16 protein-coding genes are annotated in these 18464 nt (G+C 45.2%); 8 read left to right on the forward strand and 8 right to left on the reverse strand.

Annotated features, from left to right (window positions below):
- Positions 1-343: 343 nt before the first annotated feature.
- From EJN84_RS06295 to EJN84_RS06305, 3 genes are all read right to left on the reverse strand, one after another.
- Positions 344-1117 (reverse strand): ImmA/IrrE family metallo-endopeptidase, encoded by a 774-nt coding sequence (locus tag EJN84_RS06295; RefSeq protein WP_129594627.1) that lies wholly within the window; start codon positions 1115-1117, stop codon positions 344-346.
- Positions 1118-1832: 715 nt separating this feature from the next.
- Positions 1833-2237 carry a hypothetical protein gene (locus tag EJN84_RS06300; protein ID WP_129594628.1) on the reverse strand — a complete coding sequence of 135 codons (405 nt, stop codon included), beginning with the start codon at positions 2235-2237 and terminating at the stop codon, positions 1833-1835.
- Between the two features lie 14 nt (positions 2238-2251).
- Positions 2252-2842, reverse strand: coding sequence for a hypothetical protein (locus EJN84_RS06305; protein ID WP_129594629.1), 591 nt, complete (start codon positions 2840-2842; stop codon positions 2252-2254).
- Between the two features lie 1939 nt (positions 2843-4781).
- Between EJN84_RS06305 and EJN84_RS06310 the strand changes: the two genes are divergently transcribed.
- From EJN84_RS06310 to EJN84_RS06340, 7 genes are all read left to right on the forward strand, one after another.
- Complete coding sequence (locus EJN84_RS06310; protein ID WP_129594630.1) at positions 4782-5420, forward strand: DUF6266 family protein; 639 nt, start codon at positions 4782-4784, stop codon at positions 5418-5420.
- A 1275-nt stretch (positions 5421-6695) separates the two neighbouring features.
- Positions 6696-7421 carry a DUF5020 family protein gene (locus tag EJN84_RS06315; protein WP_129594631.1) on the forward strand — a complete coding sequence of 242 codons (726 nt, stop codon included), beginning with the start codon at positions 6696-6698 and terminating at the stop codon, positions 7419-7421.
- A gap of 48 nt (positions 7422-7469) precedes the next feature.
- Positions 7470-8780 carry an NCS2 family permease gene (locus EJN84_RS06320; RefSeq protein WP_129594632.1) on the forward strand — a complete coding sequence of 437 codons (1311 nt, stop codon included), beginning with the start codon at positions 7470-7472 and terminating at the stop codon, positions 8778-8780.
- A 199-nt stretch (positions 8781-8979) separates the two neighbouring features.
- A complete protein-coding gene (gene efp / locus EJN84_RS06325) occupies positions 8980-9543 on the forward strand; it encodes an elongation factor P (protein WP_101486899.1) in 564 nt (187 codons plus the stop codon).
- Between the two features lie 108 nt (positions 9544-9651).
- Positions 9652-10350, forward strand: coding sequence for a RadC family protein (gene radC, locus EJN84_RS06330; RefSeq protein ID WP_129594633.1), 699 nt, complete (start codon positions 9652-9654; stop codon positions 10348-10350).
- Positions 10351-10452: 102 nt separating this feature from the next.
- Complete coding sequence (locus EJN84_RS06335; protein ID WP_101486897.1) at positions 10453-10770, forward strand: metal-sulfur cluster assembly factor; 318 nt, start codon at positions 10453-10455, stop codon at positions 10768-10770.
- Between the two features lie 22 nt (positions 10771-10792).
- Positions 10793-11539 carry a UDP-2,3-diacylglucosamine diphosphatase gene (locus EJN84_RS06340; protein ID WP_129594634.1) on the forward strand — a complete coding sequence of 249 codons (747 nt, stop codon included), beginning with the start codon at positions 10793-10795 and terminating at the stop codon, positions 11537-11539.
- Positions 11540-12079: 540 nt separating this feature from the next.
- Here the strand turns inward: EJN84_RS06340 and EJN84_RS06345 are convergent.
- Genes EJN84_RS06345 through EJN84_RS06365 form a run of 5 tightly spaced genes read right to left on the reverse strand, consistent with a single transcriptional unit; the run spans position 12080 to position 16329 of the window.
- Positions 12080-12616, reverse strand: a complete 537-nt coding sequence (locus EJN84_RS06345) for an RNA methyltransferase (protein WP_129594635.1) — start codon at positions 12614-12616, stop codon at positions 12080-12082.
- Between the two features lie 10 nt (positions 12617-12626).
- Positions 12627-13364, reverse strand: coding sequence for a glycosyltransferase family 2 protein (locus EJN84_RS06350; RefSeq protein WP_129594636.1), 738 nt, complete (start codon positions 13362-13364; stop codon positions 12627-12629).
- Positions 13361-14593: a glycosyltransferase family 4 protein gene (locus EJN84_RS06355; RefSeq protein WP_129594637.1), complete on the reverse strand. Its 1233-nt coding sequence runs from the start codon at positions 14591-14593 to the stop codon at positions 13361-13363. The genes EJN84_RS06350 and EJN84_RS06355 overlap by 4 nt, the downstream gene beginning before the upstream one ends.
- A complete protein-coding gene (locus EJN84_RS06360; protein WP_129594640.1) occupies positions 14590-15492 on the reverse strand; it encodes a glycosyltransferase in 903 nt (300 codons plus the stop codon). The genes EJN84_RS06355 and EJN84_RS06360 overlap by 4 nt, the downstream gene beginning before the upstream one ends.
- Positions 15493-15504: 12 nt before the next feature.
- Entirely contained in the window at positions 15505-16329 is an 825-nt protein-coding gene (locus EJN84_RS06365) for an MBL fold metallo-hydrolase (protein ID WP_129594638.1), read from the reverse strand.
- A gap of 1841 nt (positions 16330-18170) precedes the next feature.
- Between EJN84_RS06365 and EJN84_RS06370 the strand changes: the two genes are divergently transcribed.
- Positions 18171-18455 carry a hypothetical protein gene (locus tag EJN84_RS06370; RefSeq protein WP_129594639.1) on the forward strand — a complete coding sequence of 95 codons (285 nt, stop codon included), beginning with the start codon at positions 18171-18173 and terminating at the stop codon, positions 18453-18455.
- Positions 18456-18464 lie beyond the last annotated feature (9 nt).

An 18464-nucleotide genomic window follows, 5' to 3' on the forward strand; every position in this document is an offset into this window, starting at 1 on the left:
TGTCAATTTCTGAATTCTTAATATCCTTAATGTCTTAATGGTTTATATCTTTTTATTCGAAAAACTATCAGCTCGGTTGCAAGCTAATAGTTGTGAGCTAACTTCAATCCATTCGTAATTGGTAACTCGTAATTTGAAATTTCCATTTCTTACTTCTTACTTCCAACTTCTTCACTTCTCACTTCTTACTTCCAACTTCTTCACTTCTCACTTCTCACTTCCGACTTCTTCACTTCTTTCTTAAATTCTCAATTGTCAATTGTGAATTATCCATTATTTCCCCGACCCCCATCCTCTAACTACCAATTTCTATCCTCTAACCTCCCATCACCCATTACCAACCTCAATCTTCCCAAACCACACTCAGTACCGTATTATAATTCTTCGTAACGATAGCATACTCGTAAAAAGGAGCATTATCATCATACCCGCGAGTTTCGAACCAGGTGGACTTCACAATTTCTTGAGCCGATTCCTCTTGGGAATAAATCGTCTGATGATCGTAAAACTCCATAGCGACCGAATCGTCCGGAACCGGAAGTCGGATTATATCCTTCACGGTGAGATAATAATTGGGCGAATTTTTCCAATACACCAGATTGCGATTGCGCGAATAAAACAGGAAAAGAGGGTGAGGCCCTATTTGCAGGTAGCGAAATGCAGAAGAAGTGATACTCGTATTGAAATAGGCAGCAATTTCGCGCAATAGTTCAGGCGAAAAAGCCCTATCCTGCACAAAGCTCCGAAATTCGTGCTCCGGCATCAATAGTTCCGTAGCAAACTCGTTGGCTTCGTATTCCTGACTGCCATGCTTGAAATAATCCAGTGTAAGTGGAGTATCCTCCGGAAGTTTACTCCCCCGATGCATTTCGTAATGCCCCAATTCGTGAGCGATGGTAAATCGCTTTCGACCGGCATATTGAATTTCGGAATTGATGGAAATCATCGCTTTTGATTTCCCGAACACAATCCTGCCATCGGAATGGGGTAAGGCCTTCTCTTCATAAATAATGTCGCGGGCATGCACCAAATCTTCCACCTCAAAATCGTGAGAAGAACTCAGCCCAAATTCTTCGTAAAGCCGCCGAGCGGCTACCTTTCCTTTATAATTTATCATTTCAGTTTACAAACTATTTTTGGTTCTATGTGAAATAGTGTGGGTAATCAAAATTGAGATTGCTTCATGAATTTCGGATGGCGCACTCATTTCAGATTCTCCCTTCTTTCATTCCTTCCCCATTACACATGATCATTTATCCATTTCTCCATTATTTCCCCGACCTCATCTCATCATCGGGGCACCCGATCTGCGCAGCGAGCGTGCCGTCAGGCAAAAGACAAGCTGTTTGAGCCGCCGCAAGGCGGTGAGTTATTTGTCTTTTAGCGAACAAGCAGCTGTCGGGTCGATGAGGAGATGCAGTCTTGATCTTTTTTGCATACTTTTTTGCATCAAGGCAAAAAAGTATGTGGGGTTTGGGGCAACGCCCCAAAAATCAATGAACCATGTGTTTAGCAAAAAAGCTATTAGCTAAACCTGCGATGTCTTAAAGATAATGCTTGTACGTTTATCCATACAAATTCATATAGAACCCTATTTTTATACTGTCATTCGTCATATCTTAGATTTGAGTTCGGCATGAATTGTCGTCAGAAACCTGCCCGGGAGGCAATCCTTTTCACTATTCGTTCAAGATTAGTGATTGTAACTTGGACGTAAAACAATGGGTAGTTTATATTGCGGTTGTTTCCGGCATAAGTTTGCAAATTTCCGCTGCTTAGGGGGAGAAATAAAGTCGGAAATGAAAATTTCAAATCCCCAATCTCCAAATTTACTATTCCTTATCCGGTTTCTCCAAACCTTCAATAATATCGAGAATATTCTTATCGTGAAATATTTCCTCAATATCGTGTTTGTCCAGCTTATCCAGATTACGATACAAGGCCGGAGCATAGTTCGAACCGAACAGTTGCGAGAGTTTTCCGATCTTCACTTTGTCGCCTGATTCCAAAATTTGTTTTATCTGTTCTTTTGCCATATGGAGCTGCTTTTCGTGTTGATTCTTTTTAACGGTTGAAATCGATTTCAGTCTCATCCGTTTGATATGATTGAGGCGTTCCGTCAAATAGGTGTTTTTATCAATATTTTCTATTTCGAAAAATTCGTCTTCATGACCTTCAAAAGCTTCGAGGGATAAATCGATGAATCGATCGACAAGACTTTTTTCTTCATTTTTCATATTCCATTAATTGTTTACTCTTTTTTATTGTTGAAATAATTGCATATTTTTCGGTGCAATTTCCGCTGTACGACATATACCTTGCGTTTGTCCCACGCCAACAGCGTACAGATTTCGTCCATGTTTTGTGATGCTTGAAGGGCCATAACATACAACGACAATTCCTCATCGCCCTCGCTGCATGCCGCGAGAGCTTCGTCGAACAATCTGTTTTTTTCTTCCTTTTCCTCCTCTTCTTCCTCCCAATAATCCTCGCGATCCGCAAGATTGATCAATTCTTCCGTTTCGGTAGGCACCATTTTTATTTTTGCAGATGACGCTTTTCGGACATTTTCAGACATCATACTCCCTGCGATGACCTGCAGTTGCTCGAGCAGTGTATATTTTTCCTGCTTCCATTCCCATTCGCCGGTGAATAACTTCTCCACGGCTCCATCCACATAATAAGCCGTCGGATTGCCACCCAGGTTGTAGTCCGAATGAGCGCCATATTGGGTTTTGAACCTTAATTTCATCCCCACCCATTTGGTTAATTCGGTTACGATTTTAAGCCACTCTTCGTCTTTTACATCGTTTAATCGAATCGATTGTTCGTTTTTATCCATTCCTTTCGTTTTAGTAAAACAATAATTGGTTATGCACCCTTCATTAAACTATTAACTGACGAGAGGTAAAATTAGTCAATATTGTCGAAAATAATATCGAAATTTTTCTGTTTCCGACCTCTCATCATAACTACCCCGGGTCGGATCACACTTGCCATATAACAGTCCCCTTAAGATAAGGGGATAAGCGCTGCCGCCAGGCAGCACAGGGGTTATGATATTTCTTCACTTCTAACTTCTTCAGTTCTTAAATTCTCAATTGTCAATTATCCATTATCCATTAACATCATAACACCCCCCCGCCCGCGGCGGTACCCCTCTTATCTTAAGAGGGGAGTCGGATCGCACTTGCCATATAACCGTCCCTTTAAGATAAGGGGACAAGCGCTGCCGCCAAGCAGCACAGGGGTTATGATATTCTGACTTCCGACTTCTTTCTTAAATTGTCAATTATCAATTGTCCATTATCCATTAACATCATAACACCTCCCCGCCTTCGGCGGTACCCCTCTTATCTTAAGAGGGGAGTCGGATCGCACTTGCCATAAACTGTCCCCTTAAGATAAGGGGACAAGCACTGCCGTCAGGCAGTGCAGGGGTTATGATATTTCTGACTTCTAACTTCCCCACTTCTTTCTTAAATTGTCAATTATCCATTATTTCCCCGACCTCATCTCATCATCGGGGTACCCGATCTGCGCAGAGAGGGTGCCGTCAGGCAAAAGACAAGCTGTTTGAGCCGCCGTAAGGCGGCGAGTTATTTGTCTTTTAGCGAACAAGCAGCTGTCGGGTCGATGAGGAGATGCAGTCTTGATCTTTTTTGCATACTTTTTTGCATCAAGGCAAAAAAGCATGTGGGGTTTGGGGCAAAGCCCCAAGAGTCAATGGATAATGCACAATGTACAATTGATTGATTTGATGATTTATCGATTTACTGATGAATTCCGATAATCTGACGACTTCGCGTCTTTGCGCCTTCGTGGCGAATAAAAGTACTGCCTTCCAGGCAGGTTTCTGACGACGATTCATGCCGCAGAATAAATTCTGCGGTTATGAAAATCCGGCTTTTCAAGCCCAAAAAATTTTCAATTCACCGTCTCACTTTTGCCTGAAAGGCAATAACCTTCATAACCGCAGGTCACCGACCTGCGGACAAAGACATCACTACCATTACTGCCTGAAAGGCAGAACCACTGCAGTTGCACAAACGAATATCCACACCGGCAAAAAGAACAAACAAAACGAAAATTTGTAATTTAAAATTCTTATTTCTAACTTCTTAAATTCTCAATTCTTCATTACATCATAACACCTCCCCGCCTACGGCAGTACCCCTCTTATCTTAAGAGGGGAGTCGGATCGCACTTGCCATATAACTGTCCCCTTAAGATAAGGGGACAAGTGCTGCCGCCAGGCAGCACAGGGGTTATGATATTCCTCTACTTCCAACTCCTTCACTTCTTTCTTAAATTCTCAATTTCCGAATTCTTAATATCCTTAATGTCTTAATGGTTTATATCTTTTTATTCGAAAAACTATCAGCTCGGTTGCAAGCTAATAGTTGTGAGCTAACTTCAATCCATTCGTAATCGGTAACTCGTAATTTGAAATTTCCATTTCCCCAGCCTCCTGCCTGAAAACTACCGGCTAAGCTGTTAACTTAAAATAATTAGTCAATTTTGACGAAAAAAAACAATATTCAGTTAAATACTTGACAAAGGACAAAGATTGCTTAGGTTATCAAAACGGAAGAATGGACAAACCCAACTTCGACGCAACTCCAAGGCAACTCCCAGTCAACTCCAAGGCAACTCCCACTCGGAACTTTTTCAAAAAAGCGGGGGGAAAGATAAACGAGTTTCATCGACTGATAATACTGTTCAGTCCGTGGTCTATGAAATCTCGATGTATAACGAAACGGACAGGACACAACTATTTTATGGCATATTTTCATTCAAGCACGTTCGGTACCATCACCGGGCGTCATGGCACGGCAGTTGCCGCAATCGACAAAGATGGGAACAATGTGATCAGGTTGTATCGCAAACCGTTCAACCCGAATACGCCCAAACAGCAGGCCCTTCGGCTGAAGTTTGGTATCGTCAACAAAGAACTTGCTCCACTGCGGCAGGTAATAACGATGGGACATAAGGACAGTCGCGCATTCTCGAAAATAGTGGGAAAAGCGATAAGTGGAGCCGTCACGGGCGAATATCCCGAATTCTCGATCGACTTCAGTAAGGTGCCCATCGCTTCGGGAACGCTACAGTCGGTAGTCGGGGTTACCGCAAAAGTTGCAGCAGAATCACCCAACAGTCTCGATTTTTCGTGGGATACTACCCTCGGGTTTCAGTCGCGACTTGGGGCTGACGACGACAAAGTGAACATTGTCTGTTTCGATGCAAGCTTGTCGATGACTATTCCGTTCATGGAGGTTGCCACGCGCAAGGAAGGCTCTGCCGTGGTAACTCTGCCCGAAATCTGGCAGGGCAACGACATCCACTGCTGGCTCTATCTCTCATCAGCCGACGGAATGTACAATTCCGGCAGTGTGTACACCCTACCTGCATCACTTTAAGTTGAATCGGGTATAGTGGATTGAAACCCTGCGGCTGTTTTGCCGCGCACTATTTAATTGGCAGTTCTCGTCCAAAATGTTGACTGACAGGACGGGACTGCTTTTTTTGGTCAACAGCGGTTGGAGATTGGTTATTTAGTTGAAAGTTTGTAAAGTTGGAAAGTTTTTTAAGTTCATAAAGTTCCTGCCTAAAGTTATGCTGCCGCTAAACTTGAACGGATAGCGGTTGAGATAATAATTCAGACCTAACAAGTTTCGAAAACTTGTTAGGTCTCTTCAATAAGAACACAGATAAATATCCGCGACGGCAGAAAAAGAACAAACAAAACGAAAATTCGTAATTTTCAATTCCCATTTCTAACTTCTTAAATTCTCAATTCTCCATTACATCATAACACCCCCCCGCCTTCGGCGGTACCCCTCTTATCTTAAGAGGGGAGTCGATCACACTTGCCATATAACTGTCCCCTTAAGATAAGGGGACAAGCGCTGCCGTCAGGCAGTGCAGGGGTTATGATATTCTGAGGACGAATCCGACTTCGCGTCTTTGCGCCTTCGTGGCGAATAAAAGTACTGCCTTCCAGGCAGGTTTCTGACGGGGATTCATGCCGCAGAATAAATTCTGCGGTTATGAAAATTCGGCTTTTCAAGCCAAAAAAGTTTTCAATTCATCGGCTCACCTTTGCCTGAAAGGCAATAATCTCCATAACCGCAGGTCGCCGACCTACGGACGAAGATACAACAACCGGATACTGCCTGAAAGGCAGAACTACTGCAGTTGAATAAACGAATATCCACACCGGCGAAAAAAGAACAAACAAAACGAAAACTCGTAATTTTCAATCCCCATTTCTAACTTCCCCACTTCTTTCTTAAATTGTCAATTATCAATTATACATTATTCATTACATCATAACACCCCCCCGCCTTCGGCGGTACCCCTCTTATCTTAAGAGGGGAGTCGTTTTGGGATCACACCCATCTTAACAGTCCCCTTAAGATAAGGGGACAAGCGCTGCCGCCAGGCAGTGCAGGGGTTATGATCTTTCTGACTTCCAACTTCTCACTTCTCATTTCTCACTTCTCACTTCTTACTTCCCACTTCTTCACTTCTTTTAAAATGAATTGGAGGCATTTTTTGATGTCCCTTTTTATTCCGAAGGACGGTGTTTCGATTTTTTTCAAGAGAAGGGAATTCAAAAAAACTTTCATAGTTTTTCCCATTTTTACTATCTTTGTGCCTTTCGAATCAATTTAACACAAATTCTCTAATTTATGACGCGAAAAATGATCCTGTCAGTGTCGCTTCTGTTGGTTATCGGAGCGGCGAATGCTCAAAATTTGCAGTTACATTTCGATCCTCGTCATACGTTGTGTGGCAATGATGTAGCGCCGGTCAATTATCTGACGGGAACGTTCGAGATGTTCAAACCCGACCGGTGGGGAACCACTTTTATGTTTGTCGATTTCGATTTCAATTTCGATAAACGCAACATTGGCTTGGTGTACGGCGAAATAGCGCGTGAATTTATGATCGGGAATTTTCCGCTTCGTCCTCATATCGAATACAATGGCGGATTGGGATTGGTGCGGGGTACATCGGCAAGCTATTCGATTCCGAGTTCCTATCTGGCCGGTTTCGGTTACCCGTTTCGGTTGGGTAATTTTTTCATGGGCACTTATGTTGCCTACAAGCTCAATGCATTCCCGAAGAACAGTCATGACGTGCAATGGACGGTTACATGGACGGCCAATTTGTTGAAAAACAAACTATCGCTTGGCGGATTTATGGATTTGTGGACAGAAAATAAAAATTTGACGGGCGAGGGAGACCTTACGGGCAAACGATTGATTCTGTTGAGTGAACCTCAAATTTGGTATAACCTGACTTCTCACTTTTCTGCGGGAAGCGAAATCGAACTCAGTTACAATTTCGTGAACAAATTTACGGAAAGCAGATTTAGGGCTTTACCCACGCTGGCTGCAAAGTGGAATTTTTAATGGAAGAAATCGTTTTATTTATCACCCATCACTCATCACTCATTAACAATGTTCGATAAGATTTTCAAACTCAAACAAAACGACACGACGGTTCGCCGTGAGATTGTTGCCGGAATTATCACGTTTCTCACCATGTCGTATATTCTGGCAGTCAATCCGGGCATATTGGCAGAAGCCGGAATGGATAGGGCTGCTCTTTTTACGGCTACGTGCCTGGCTTCTATTTTGGGAACACTTTTCATGGCGTTTATTCCCAATCTGCCCATTGCTCAAGCTCCGGGAATGGGGCTGAACAGCTTCTTTGCTTTTTCGGTTGTGCTCGGTCTGGGCTACTCGTGGCAAATGGCATTGACGGCAGTTTTCATCGAAGGCATTATTTTTATTGCACTTACTTTTTTCAATGTGCGGGAGATGATCGTTAATAGCATTCCCAAATCCATTAAGGATGCCATCCCCGTGGGTATCGGACTGTTTATTGCTCTCATCGGTATGAAAAATGCCGGTATCATTGTCTCCAATCCCAATACGATGGTTTCTCTTGGCGATATGGCCAATCCTCATATCTGGGTTGCGCTGCTCGGACTGATTGTTACGGGTGTTTTGCTCTATAAAGAGGTACCGGGCTCAATTCTCATCGGTATTGTGGTTTCTACCATTTTCGCGGCTATACTCGGATTGGTGCAGATGCCCCAAGGCGGCTTGATTTCGACACCGCCGGATATTTCGCCCATCTTTTTGAAATTTGAATGGAGTCATATTTTTACGCTCGACATGCTGATTGTAGTATTCACGTTTTTGTTCGTCAATCTTTTCGATACGATCGGAACGTTATTGGGTGTCGCCTCCAAAGCCGGCATATTAGACGAAAACGGCACGTTCCCTCAGATAAAAAAGGCATTGTTTGCCGATGCGCTGGGAACTACTTTCGGTGCCGTTTTGGGCACCAGCACCGTAACATCTTATGTGGAAAGCGCTTCGGGCGTTGCATCGGGAGGAAGAACGGGACTTACGTCGGTATCTACGGCTGCCATGTTTGCTATAGCTCTGTTTTTGGCTCCGCTGTTTCTGATGATTCCTGCTTCGGCTACTGCTCCTGCACTCATCTTGGTGGGTTTGTTTATGATTACGTCGGTGGTAAATATCAATTTTGGCGATTTCTCGGAATCTATTCCGGCATTCCTTACCATCGTGATGATGCCTTTTGCGTTTAGTATTGCGCAGGGGATCGTGTTCGGCATGCTCTCGTTTGTGTTGCTCAAGTTCCTGAGTGGGAAATTCCAACAAATATCCGTCACGATGTGGATCATCTTCGCACTGTTCGTGACCAAACTTGTCCTGGAAGCGATGCATGTGTTGTGAGGTCGATTTGGGGTAAAAATGCACCAACGTTGATAGCCATAGCTTCCGTGCCGGGTAATACATGCTTCGGAATCTTTGTCATTTGCGTTGGGTTTCCGTTTTAAGAACAATGTATTGACTTGCAAATTGTTTTGAAACTTCGGATTAAATAATTACTTTTGCGCTCTCGAAAATTACAACGAATCATATAAAAATTTTTATGGCAACAACAGCTGATTTCAGAAACGGAATGTGTCTCGAATTGGAGGGTCAGTACTACTTCATCGTCGAATTTCTTCATGTAAAACCCGGTAAGGGCCCGGCTTTCGTCCGTACCAAACTCAAAAACGTTACAACCGGCCGTATTCTCGATAAAACGTTTAATGCGGGAGTTAAAGTGGATGAAGTTCGCATCGAACGCCGTCCGTTTCAATACCTGTATAGAGATGACATGGGATATAACTTCATGAATTCCGAAACGTTCGAACAGGTTTCTATCCCGGCCGAACAAATCGACGGTGTGGAATTTTTGAAAGAAGGCGATATCGTGGAAGTGCAAATACATGCCGAAAGCGGAACGATTCTTACCGCCGAAATGCCCCCTCATGTCATACTCGAAGTTACCTATACCGAACCCGGCATCAAAGGCGATACGGCAACGAATACGCTAAAGCCCGCAACGCTGGAAACCGGTGCTGAAGTCCGCGTCCCGCTCTTCATCGAAACGGGCGAAAAAATCAAGGTAGATACCCGTACAGGTGCCTACGTGGAACGTGCGAAGTGATTCTTCGGAAACAATCGACGAAATAGTTTTCGAAAAAAGACATTTCCTTTCGGGGATGTCTTTTTTTCGTTTAACTTTGTCGGCCTCAAAATTCTATTTCATGACGCAATGGCTGAAACAAACAAACTAACCATCAAAGAATGGGCAGAAGAGGATCGCCCTCGCGAAAAAATGTTGATGAAGGGCGTTTCCGCTTTATCGGATGCCGAGTTGCTGGCCATATTGTTCCGCTCCGGAAACAGCAACGAAACGGCGGTGGAATTGAGCCGGCGGGTGTTGCAGAAAGCCGACAACGATCTGAATAAACTGGCCCGGTTCACCGTGCACGATTTGGTTAACGATTTTCGCGGAATTGGCGAAACAAAGGCTGTTACGTTGATTGCTGCGCTCGAATTGGGCCGACGACGAAAAGAGTCGGGTGTGGCGGAACGAAAAAAAATTACTTCCTCGCACGATGCCTTCGAAATATTTTCCCCGATTTTCGCCGACCTTTCTCACGAAGAAACTTGGGCTTTGCTGCTCGATCGTTCCAATTCGGTTATTTCGCCAATTCAGGTAAGCAAGGGCGGCATAACGGGAACCGTTGTTGATGTCCGGCTCATCCTTCGCGAAGCGATCAATCGATATGCTACGGGCATCATCCTGGCTCACAATCATCCTTCGGGAAACAACAAACCCAGTCAGCAGGATATTCAGATTACCCGCAAACTCAAGGATGCTGCCCAAGTGATGGATATTGTGCTGCTCGATCATCTGATTTTGTGCGCTCAATCCTATTACAGTTTTGCCGACGAAGGGTCGCTGTGATCAAGGTCGTTCGGAAAGCGAGATTTCTTAAAAAGGCAATTTCGACAGTCCGAAAACAAACAAAATCGGCTAATTTCGGTTTAAACAGAAAAACCATTTACGATGAACGATGAACTTCAAAGAATACAGGATGAGATCGTGATGATGCTTCGCACGGTTTACGATCCGGAAATCCCTGTAAATATATTTGATCTGGGAATGATTTACGACATCGATATCGACGACGATTTCAATGTGAATATCGAAATGACGTTCACTTCGCCCAGTTGTCCGGCTGCCGATTACATCCTTATGGATGTTCAGATGAAAGTCGAATCTGTCAAGGGGGTGAAAAGTGTGAATGTCAATCTGACGTTCGATCCGCCATGGGACAAATCGATGATGAGCGAAGAAGCCATGCTCGAATTGGGGCTTTTGTGAAGTAATTTGATCGGATTGACGCATGGCGCAGCAAAAAATCTACTTTCTTTCCGATGCACATTTGGGAGCGAAATCGCATGCCGATTCCTTCGAAACGGAGCGCAAGCTTTGTCGATGGCTCGATATGGCCAAAAGCGATGCTCAAGCCATTTATCTGCTGGGCGACATGTTCGACTATTGGTTCGAATATAAGTACGTCGTTCCGAAGGGATTTACGCGTGTGCTGGGCAAGTTGGCCGAAGTGTCGGACAGTGGGGTGGAAGTCCATTTTTTTATCGGAAATCACGATATTTGGCTCGGCGATTATCTTACCCGGGAGTGTGGGATGATTTTGCATTTCGAACCTTTCATTACTACGCTCGGCACCAGGAAATTTTACCTTGCTCATGGCGACGGATTGGGGGATGATTCACTCTCATTCCGCTTTTTGAGGGCATTGTTTCACAACAAGTTTCTGATAAAGTGCTTTGCAGCCGTGCATCCCACGCTCACTGTGCCCTTGGCATATAAATGGTCGAATAGCAGTCGCGAAAACGGAGGCGTTCAGGAATATCTGGGTGAAGACAAAGAACATTTGGTGTTGTTTGCAAAGCAAAAAATCGTCGAAATACCCGATATCGATTATTTTGTATTCGGCCACCGGCACATTCTGCTCGATTTGCCTATCGGACCCCATACGCGGGTGATTATCCTGGGCGATTGGATTCGCTATTTTTCTTATGCCGTTTTCGATGGCGAAAAAGTGGAATTGCTGCAGTTCGAAGAATGAAGTGCATGTTCCCGTTTGAAGCCGTTGTTGGCGAGACCTGTTCGGTCTGAATTGTTAAATCGACTAATTACTCCCCTCTTAAGATAAGAGGGGTACCGCCGTAGGCGGGGGGGTGTTATGAATTAATGGATAATTGACAAATAATAATGGATAATATAGGAGAAGTGAAGAAGTCAGAAATATCATAACCCCTGCACTGCCTGGCGGCAGCGCTTGTCCCCTTATCTTAAGGGGACAGTTATATAGCAAGTGTGATCCGACTCCCCTCTTAAGATAAGAGGGGTACCGCCGAAGGCGGGGAGGTGTTATGAATGAATTGACAGTTGAGAATTTAAGAAAGAAGTGAAGAAGTTGGAAGTGGAGGAATAATATCATAACCCCTGTGCTGCCCGGAATTCATCATCAAATCGATAAATCATCAAATCAATCAATTGTACATTGTACATTATCAATTATCCATTGTTTTTTTCTTGGACGCAAAACGAATGCCGTTGGTAAGCCAGCGCTGCTTTCGAAACAAATTTGAATAATTGTACGATCTTATTTTGTCAAAGCCTTAAAGAAATCCCACATCACAATGCCTGCCGAAACCGAAACGTTGAGCGAATGCTTCGTGCCATATTGCGGAATTTCGATGCAGCCATCGGAGGCATCAATCACACACTGCTGCACACCGTGTACTTCGTGCCCCAAGACGATCGCATATTTCGTACCCTTATCGAACGAAAACTCGTCGAGCATCACACTGTTTTCGGTTTGTTCCACCGAAAAGACGGTATAACCTTTCGCTTTCAGCTCTGCAACGACATCCTGCGTGTGTTCCGCATAGTGCCATGCGACCGAATTTTCGGCTCCCAACGCCGTTTTGTGAATCTCCGCATTGGGTGGTGTTGCCGTAATGCCGCACAAAACGATTTCCTCCACCCGGAAGGCATCGGCGGTGCGAAATACCGATCCGATGTTGTTTTGACTCCGCACATTGTCGAGTACCACCACGAGCGGAATTTTTTTCGCTTCGCGAAAGGTTTCTATACTGATGCGGTGAAGTTCTTCTACTTTCAGTTTTCTTCTTTTCATTCGATGAGCTCTATTTCTCGGGATTGATAAGTGCACGCACCACAAACCACACATGATGCAAAAATGTGGACACGGGTCCGTAGTATTTCGACATGATTTCGTATCGCTCTTTGAGCGAAGCTTTGCGATTGGCGGTGGTCATTCCTTCGTTCAGGTAGTTGATAAGGGTGAGATGCGTGTTGTGGATATGTTTTGCTTTTTTTGTCATGCGGATGCACCAGTCGAAATCGGAAGAAAATCGGTAGGACAAATCGTAAGGTTCGAAAAGTTCCCGCCTGACGATGAATGCCTGATGACAAACGAGCATCCCCTGTTTGTAGCTTTTCCATGTAAGCGTTTCCGGCGCTCGGAGTCGGCGCATGTGAAGGAAATTTCCGTTTTCGTCCACGATGGCAGTCTCGCCATAGAGAATATCGGGAAAATCGTTTTCGCCGAACGAGTTCAGCATCTGTTGCACGGTGTCGGGCGAATGAAACGTGTCGCCGGCGTTCAGAAAACAGAGATAATCACCCGAAGCCGTTGCGGCAGCTTTGTTCATCGCATCGTAAAGCCCCCGGTCGGGTTCACTGATCCATTTGAGCGATGGGCGTTCGTAGCCGCGAATCAGTTCCACGGTTGCGTCTGTCGATTTCCCATCGACAATGATGTGCTCAACGTGCGAACAGGTTTGTTCGTAAACGCTCCGCAACGTGCGTTCGATTGTGCGCTCGGCATTGTAAGTAACTGTGATGACGGAAAGTTTTTTCATAGGCTGCCGTAGAGTTCGAGATAGTTTTGTACCACGATATTTTCGGAGTAGGACGAGAGCGCTTTTTCGCGAGCATTGGCCGAAAGTGTTTCCGCCTCGTCCGATTCGAGTATCCGGCACAAGCCTTCGGCCAAATCTTCGGCCACCTTGTATCGGGCTACGTAGCCGTTCTGTTTATGATCGATCATTTCGGGAATGCCCCCTATTTCGAATCCCACACACGGCGTTCCGCAAGCCATGGCTTCCATGATGGTGTTGGGCAGGTTCTCCTGCAACGAAGGCGTAACGAACACATCGGCGGCATTATAAACGTCGGGCATGTTTTCGGGTGAAACATAGCCTGTGCTGTGTGCCGGCAGCGCAAGTTGCTGCTCGATTTCTTCAGATCGATTGCCGGCTATCAGAAAATGAATATCGTTGTTCCGTTGTGCCATCAAGCGACTCGCTTCGATCAGATAATCGGTGCCTTTTCGTTTGTCCGATGCCTTTACGGCAGCGAAAAGCACAATTTTTTTATCGATTGGCAAATTCAGTTTGTTGCGTGCTGCAATTTTGTCCTTCGGGCGGTAAATATCGGTATCGATCGGATTGGGAATCGACACCACGTTGTGTCCTTTTGTAAGCGGACTTTTCTCGGCCAGCGACTGTAGCCAATGGCTGCAGGCTACAAACGTTATCTTCCCTTTGGCATAAGTTGCCTGTTTTTGAAGAAACACGTGGCGCGACAAGTCGCGTGACGAATGCGAAGCGAGGTAGGGACACGATCCGCACGCTTTTTTGTAGTTGCTGCAGCTTCCCGCATGATGGCAAATGCCCGTGAAAGGCCACATGTCGTGCATAGTCCATACAATTTTTTTGCCGGAGGCAATAATTTTGCCAATTTCGTGGAGGGAAAGCATGCCCTGATTGATCCAGTGAAGATGGACGACATCGGCGTCGCGAAATTCGGGCAAATCCGTTATCGAATTGCCGGTGTTGGCAATGGAGACATCGAAGAGCGTTTGGCGCGAGAATCGGTTTCGGATAAAGATATCGACACGTTCGCGATAAAAATTCAATTTGTTGCGACGGTCGCTTCCAATTTTCACTACAAGGTTGTTGTCCGATTGCTTGTCGCGTACCGCCATGCGGGCGTCTATTCCTGCTTTGGTGAGAGCATTGAGCAGCCGATAGGCGGCAATGGCTGCACCTCCCTGCAAATCGGATGTGCTGACGATGAGGACTTTCATATCTTGATTTGTTTCCGGATTCGGCGAAGCCTTCTGATTGCTTTTGCTGCGAAAGAGTTTGTGCGGCCATAATAACGTTCGAAAGCTTTGCGGGCTTCGATATTTTCTTCAATTTGGCCGATGTCGATTGACAATCTTCCGGTGTAGAGTTCTGTGGCATAAATATCGTCGCTTCCACTGTGGATGCCGCTCCCGTCAAACCCCGTGTTTTGTATGAGCGATTTCCCGGCGTTAAGCGATAGCATGTCGGCCAAAAACAGTGATGCATTCCAGCGAATTGCCCACGAGTCGTTTTCGCCATTCACCTGCCGCCGCAGCATGCGTGTGAAAGGATAATTGCCGTTGAAGTCGAACTTTTTCGACAGCTTGCGTCGTTCGATTTCGTCGAGCAGTGCTCGTCCGTCGGCATTGAAACGGCTCCAGGCTCTTTGCCAGGTTGCCCATCCCCAGCTCCCTGTCCATTTGATCAGGAAAGCGTCGGGAAGATTGGTCAGCGGAAAACAATGTCCGTGAATATGTCCGATTTTTTCCTCGTGTTCGAACTGTTCCAACCCGTCGTTCATGAAAGTCAGGAAATAGGGGGCTGTAACCAGATCGTCTTCGAGGACGATTACTTTACCGTATTCGTTGACAATTTGGGTAACGCCTCCGATGATGTTTTTGGCCAAACCCAGATTATGCGGATTTTCGATGATGTGAACCGCTTTGAATCCTTCCACCGACCGAATCAGCGTACGAACCTTTTCAACTTCGGCTTTGTCCGCTTCGCTTTTGTATCCGTCCGAAAAAATGAAGAGTTCGCTTTGGTCGCTCAGTTTGTTCTGCCTGAGCGCATTCAGCGTTTTCAGCGTATGGGTGGGACGATTGTAAACAAACAACAGAATGGGAGCCGGTAACATCATACTGAGGGGTTAAAAATCGATTTTCGACGAGAGGGTATTTCTTTTCAAGATTTGCAATCCTACATCTTTGCCCACGACAATGCCCTTTTGCAACAGATGTTGCTGCATCGTGTCGAATGCGAGTTCGGGATTGTTGTTGTCGCCACTGAGATGACAGAGCAGGATAGTGCGCAGGTGCGAAGTGAAATGTTCCGCTACGAACTCTGAAACTTGTCGGTTGCTCAGGTGTCCCGATCCGGAGCGGATGCGCTGTTTCAGCGGATAGGGATAAGATCCGTTTTGCAACATCGTTTCATCATAGTTGCTTTCGATTACCAGATGATGTGCCTGTTTGGCATAGCAGGCCACTTCGTCGGTAATGCGGCCTACATCGGTTGCCAGCGTGAGGGTGTGATTGCCGAATTCGAAAAAGTATCCCACATTGTCGGTACTGTCATGCGGCACTTCGAAAGCCGTAATACGGAAATCCTCGATGGTGAAAGAGTTGCCTTTTTCGATATATCTTCGCGATCCGTTGAGCGTATTTTTCACCATCGGACAATTGGCTATCCCTTTATGCACTTCGCGTGTGGCATAAACGGGGATATGCAGCTTCTCGCCCAGATAGCCGGCCGATTGGATATGGTCGTAATGGTCGTGTGTGATGAGCAGCGCCCGAATGCTCGAAAAATCTATTCCGTATTCGGCGAGACGTTTTTTTATGATGCGTGGCCCGATGCCGGCATCGATGAGCATTCCGTAGCGGCTGTTGCCCAAATAATAGCTGTTGCCGCAACTGCCGCTGCCGAGACTGAAAAACGAAAAACCGTCCGATGGAAATAAATCGTATTGCATACTTGCTTGCAAATTTACACGATAATTTTCAATTTACATACCTAAGGTTGAAAATTTGGAAAAGGGAACCGGATAAATCCATTGCAATAAAATCGTTTGCATTTCATGGTTTTATTTCGATGAACGGCATTTGTGTTTCAACAAATGGTATAATTCCATCGGTTTTGTTGTTTTGTGTATACACAAAAGGCCTGTTTTTTCGAATTTTCTCCTTTTGTGTTGCACAGAGGCCGCTCATTTTTTTTCGAACGGCATATTTTCAGCCCTAACTGTCGAAAAATGGAGTTTATTATGGTTAAATCAGCGTATTTAGAAGAGAATAATACGAAATTATGCTGAAAAGAAAAGAAAAATTTAAAAAGCCAAAACACCCTCAAATACAGAAATATCCATTACAGTCGAAGCCTTCAATTCACCGGCTCACTTTTGCCTGAAAGGCAATACCCTTCATAACCGCAGGTCACCGACCTGCGGACAAAGACGTCCCTACCATTGCTGCCTGAAAGGCAGAACCACTGCAGTTGCACAGACGAATATCCATGCCGCCGAAAAAGAACAAACAAAACGAAAATTCGTAATTTAAAATTCCCACTTCTGACTTCCCCACTTTTTTCTTAAATTCTCAATTATGGGATTACACCATCTAAACAGTCCCCTTAAGATAAGGGGACAAGTGCTGCCGCCAGACAGCACAGGGGTTATGATCTTTCTGACTTCCGACTTCTTCACTTCTCCTATATTATCCATTATTATTTGTCAATTGTCAATTCATTCATACCCCCCCGCCTTCGGCGGTACCCCTCTTATCTTAAGAGGGGAGTCGGATCGCACTTGCAATATAACTGTCCCCTTAAGATAAGGGGACAAGTGCCGCCGTCAGGCAGCACAGGGGTTATGATATTCTGAGGACGAAGCCAACTTCGCGTCTTTGCGCCTTCGTGGCAAATAAAAGTTCTGCCTTCCAGGCAGGGTGAGAGCTGCCGATTCATGCCGCAGAATGAATTCTGCGGTTATGAAAATTCGGCTTTTCAAGCCGGGAAACATCCTGGAATACAGAAATATTCATCGCTGTGGAAGCCTTCAATTCACCGGCTTACTTTTGCCTGAAAGGCAATAACCTTCATAACCGCAGGTATGCGACCTGCGGACGAAGGCATCACAACAATCCCTGCCTGGAAGGCAGAACCACTGTAGTTGCACGGACGAATATCGATACTGGCAAAAAGCGAACAAACAAAACGAAAATTCGTAATTTAAAATTCTTATTTCTCTACTTCCCATTTCTCTATTTCTTGTTAATTCTCAATTATGGGATTATACCATCTAAACCGTCCCCTTAAGATAAGGGGACAAGCACTGCCGTCAGGCAGCACAGGGGTTATGATATTCCTCCACTTCCGACTTCTTCACTTCTCCTATATTATCCATTATTATTTGTCAATTGTCAATTCATTCATACCCCCCGCCTTCGGCGGTACCCCTCTTATCTTAAGAGGGGAGTCGGATCGCACTTGCAATATAACTGTCCCCTTAAGATAAGGGGACAAGTGCCGCCGTCAGGCAGCACAGGGGTTATGATATTCCTCCACTTCCGACTTCTTCACTTCTTTCTTAAATTCTCAATTGTCAATTATCAATATATCCATTATTTTCCCGACCTCATCTCATCATCGGGGTACCCGATCTGCGCAGGGAGCGTGCCGTCAGGCAAAAGACAAGCTGTTTGAGCCGCCGTCAGGCGGAGAGTTATTTGTCTTTTAGTGAACAAGCAGCTATCGGGTCGATGAGGAGATGCAGTCTTGATTTTTTTTGCATGCTTTTTTGCATCAAGGCAAAAAAGCATGTGGGGTTTGGGGCAAAGCCCCAACAAGTCCACAGACGAATATCCACGCAGGCAGAAAGCGATAACCATGCTTTTCTGGCGAATCGAATTGGCTGCCGTGGAAAGTGGCACTCCTGCCATTTATGATGCACTCATAAACGAATTGAACGAATGGATGATTTCCTGTCGTTTACTCGTCAAGAGTCGCATTACACGCACTGCCAATCGTAAAGTGTCGGACGAAACAGGTTCTGATAAAAAGGAAGCAGTCGCGATGTCTGCTCAAACTTCCGCGACTGCCTAACGCATAGCT

It is taken from the genome of Seramator thermalis, assembly GCF_004138125.1.
In the GTDB taxonomy this organism is placed as follows: domain Bacteria; phylum Bacteroidota; class Bacteroidia; order Bacteroidales; family Dysgonomonadaceae; genus Seramator; species Seramator thermalis.

Bases quoted from the DNA above. Each gene is read 5' to 3' on its own strand.
- EJN84_RS06335 (WP_101486897.1), top strand. From the start codon at position 10,453: ATGAACGATGAACTTCAAAGAATACAGGATGAGATCGTGATGATGCTT.
- EJN84_RS06350 (WP_129594636.1), bottom strand. From the start codon at position 13,364: ATGAAAAAACTTTCCGTCATCACAGTTACTTACAATGCCGAGCGCACA.
- EJN84_RS06320 (WP_129594632.1), top strand. From the start codon at position 7,470: ATGTTCGATAAGATTTTCAAACTCAAACAAAACGACACGACGGTTCGC.
- EJN84_RS06310 (WP_129594630.1), top strand. From the start codon at position 4,782: ATGGCATATTTTCATTCAAGCACGTTCGGTACCATCACCGGGCGTCAT.
- EJN84_RS06295 (WP_129594627.1), bottom strand. From the start codon at position 1,117: ATGATAAATTATAAAGGAAAGGTAGCCGCTCGGCGGCTTTACGAAGAA.
- EJN84_RS06315 (WP_129594631.1), top strand. From the start codon at position 6,696: ATGACGCGAAAAATGATCCTGTCAGTGTCGCTTCTGTTGGTTATCGGA.
- EJN84_RS06370 (WP_129594639.1), top strand. From the start codon at position 18,171: ATGTGGGGTTTGGGGCAAAGCCCCAACAAGTCCACAGACGAATATCCA.
- EJN84_RS06340 (WP_129594634.1), top strand. From the start codon at position 10,793: ATGGCGCAGCAAAAAATCTACTTTCTTTCCGATGCACATTTGGGAGCG.
- EJN84_RS06365 (WP_129594638.1), bottom strand. From the start codon at position 16,329: ATGCAATACGATTTATTTCCATCGGACGGTTTTTCGTTTTTCAGTCTC.
- EJN84_RS06300 (WP_129594628.1), bottom strand. From the start codon at position 2,237: ATGAAAAATGAAGAAAAAAGTCTTGTCGATCGATTCATCGATTTATCC.
- EJN84_RS06355 (WP_129594637.1), bottom strand. From the start codon at position 14,593: ATGAAAGTCCTCATCGTCAGCACATCCGATTTGCAGGGAGGTGCAGCC.
- efp (WP_101486899.1), top strand. From the start codon at position 8,980: ATGGCAACAACAGCTGATTTCAGAAACGGAATGTGTCTCGAATTGGAG.
- EJN84_RS06360 (WP_129594640.1), bottom strand. From the start codon at position 15,492: ATGTTACCGGCTCCCATTCTGTTGTTTGTTTACAATCGTCCCACCCAT.
- EJN84_RS06305 (WP_129594629.1), bottom strand. From the start codon at position 2,842: ATGGATAAAAACGAACAATCGATTCGATTAAACGATGTAAAAGACGAA.
- radC (WP_129594633.1), top strand. From the start codon at position 9,652: ATGGCTGAAACAAACAAACTAACCATCAAAGAATGGGCAGAAGAGGAT.
- EJN84_RS06345 (WP_129594635.1), bottom strand. From the start codon at position 12,616: ATGAAAAGAAGAAAACTGAAAGTAGAAGAACTTCACCGCATCAGTATA.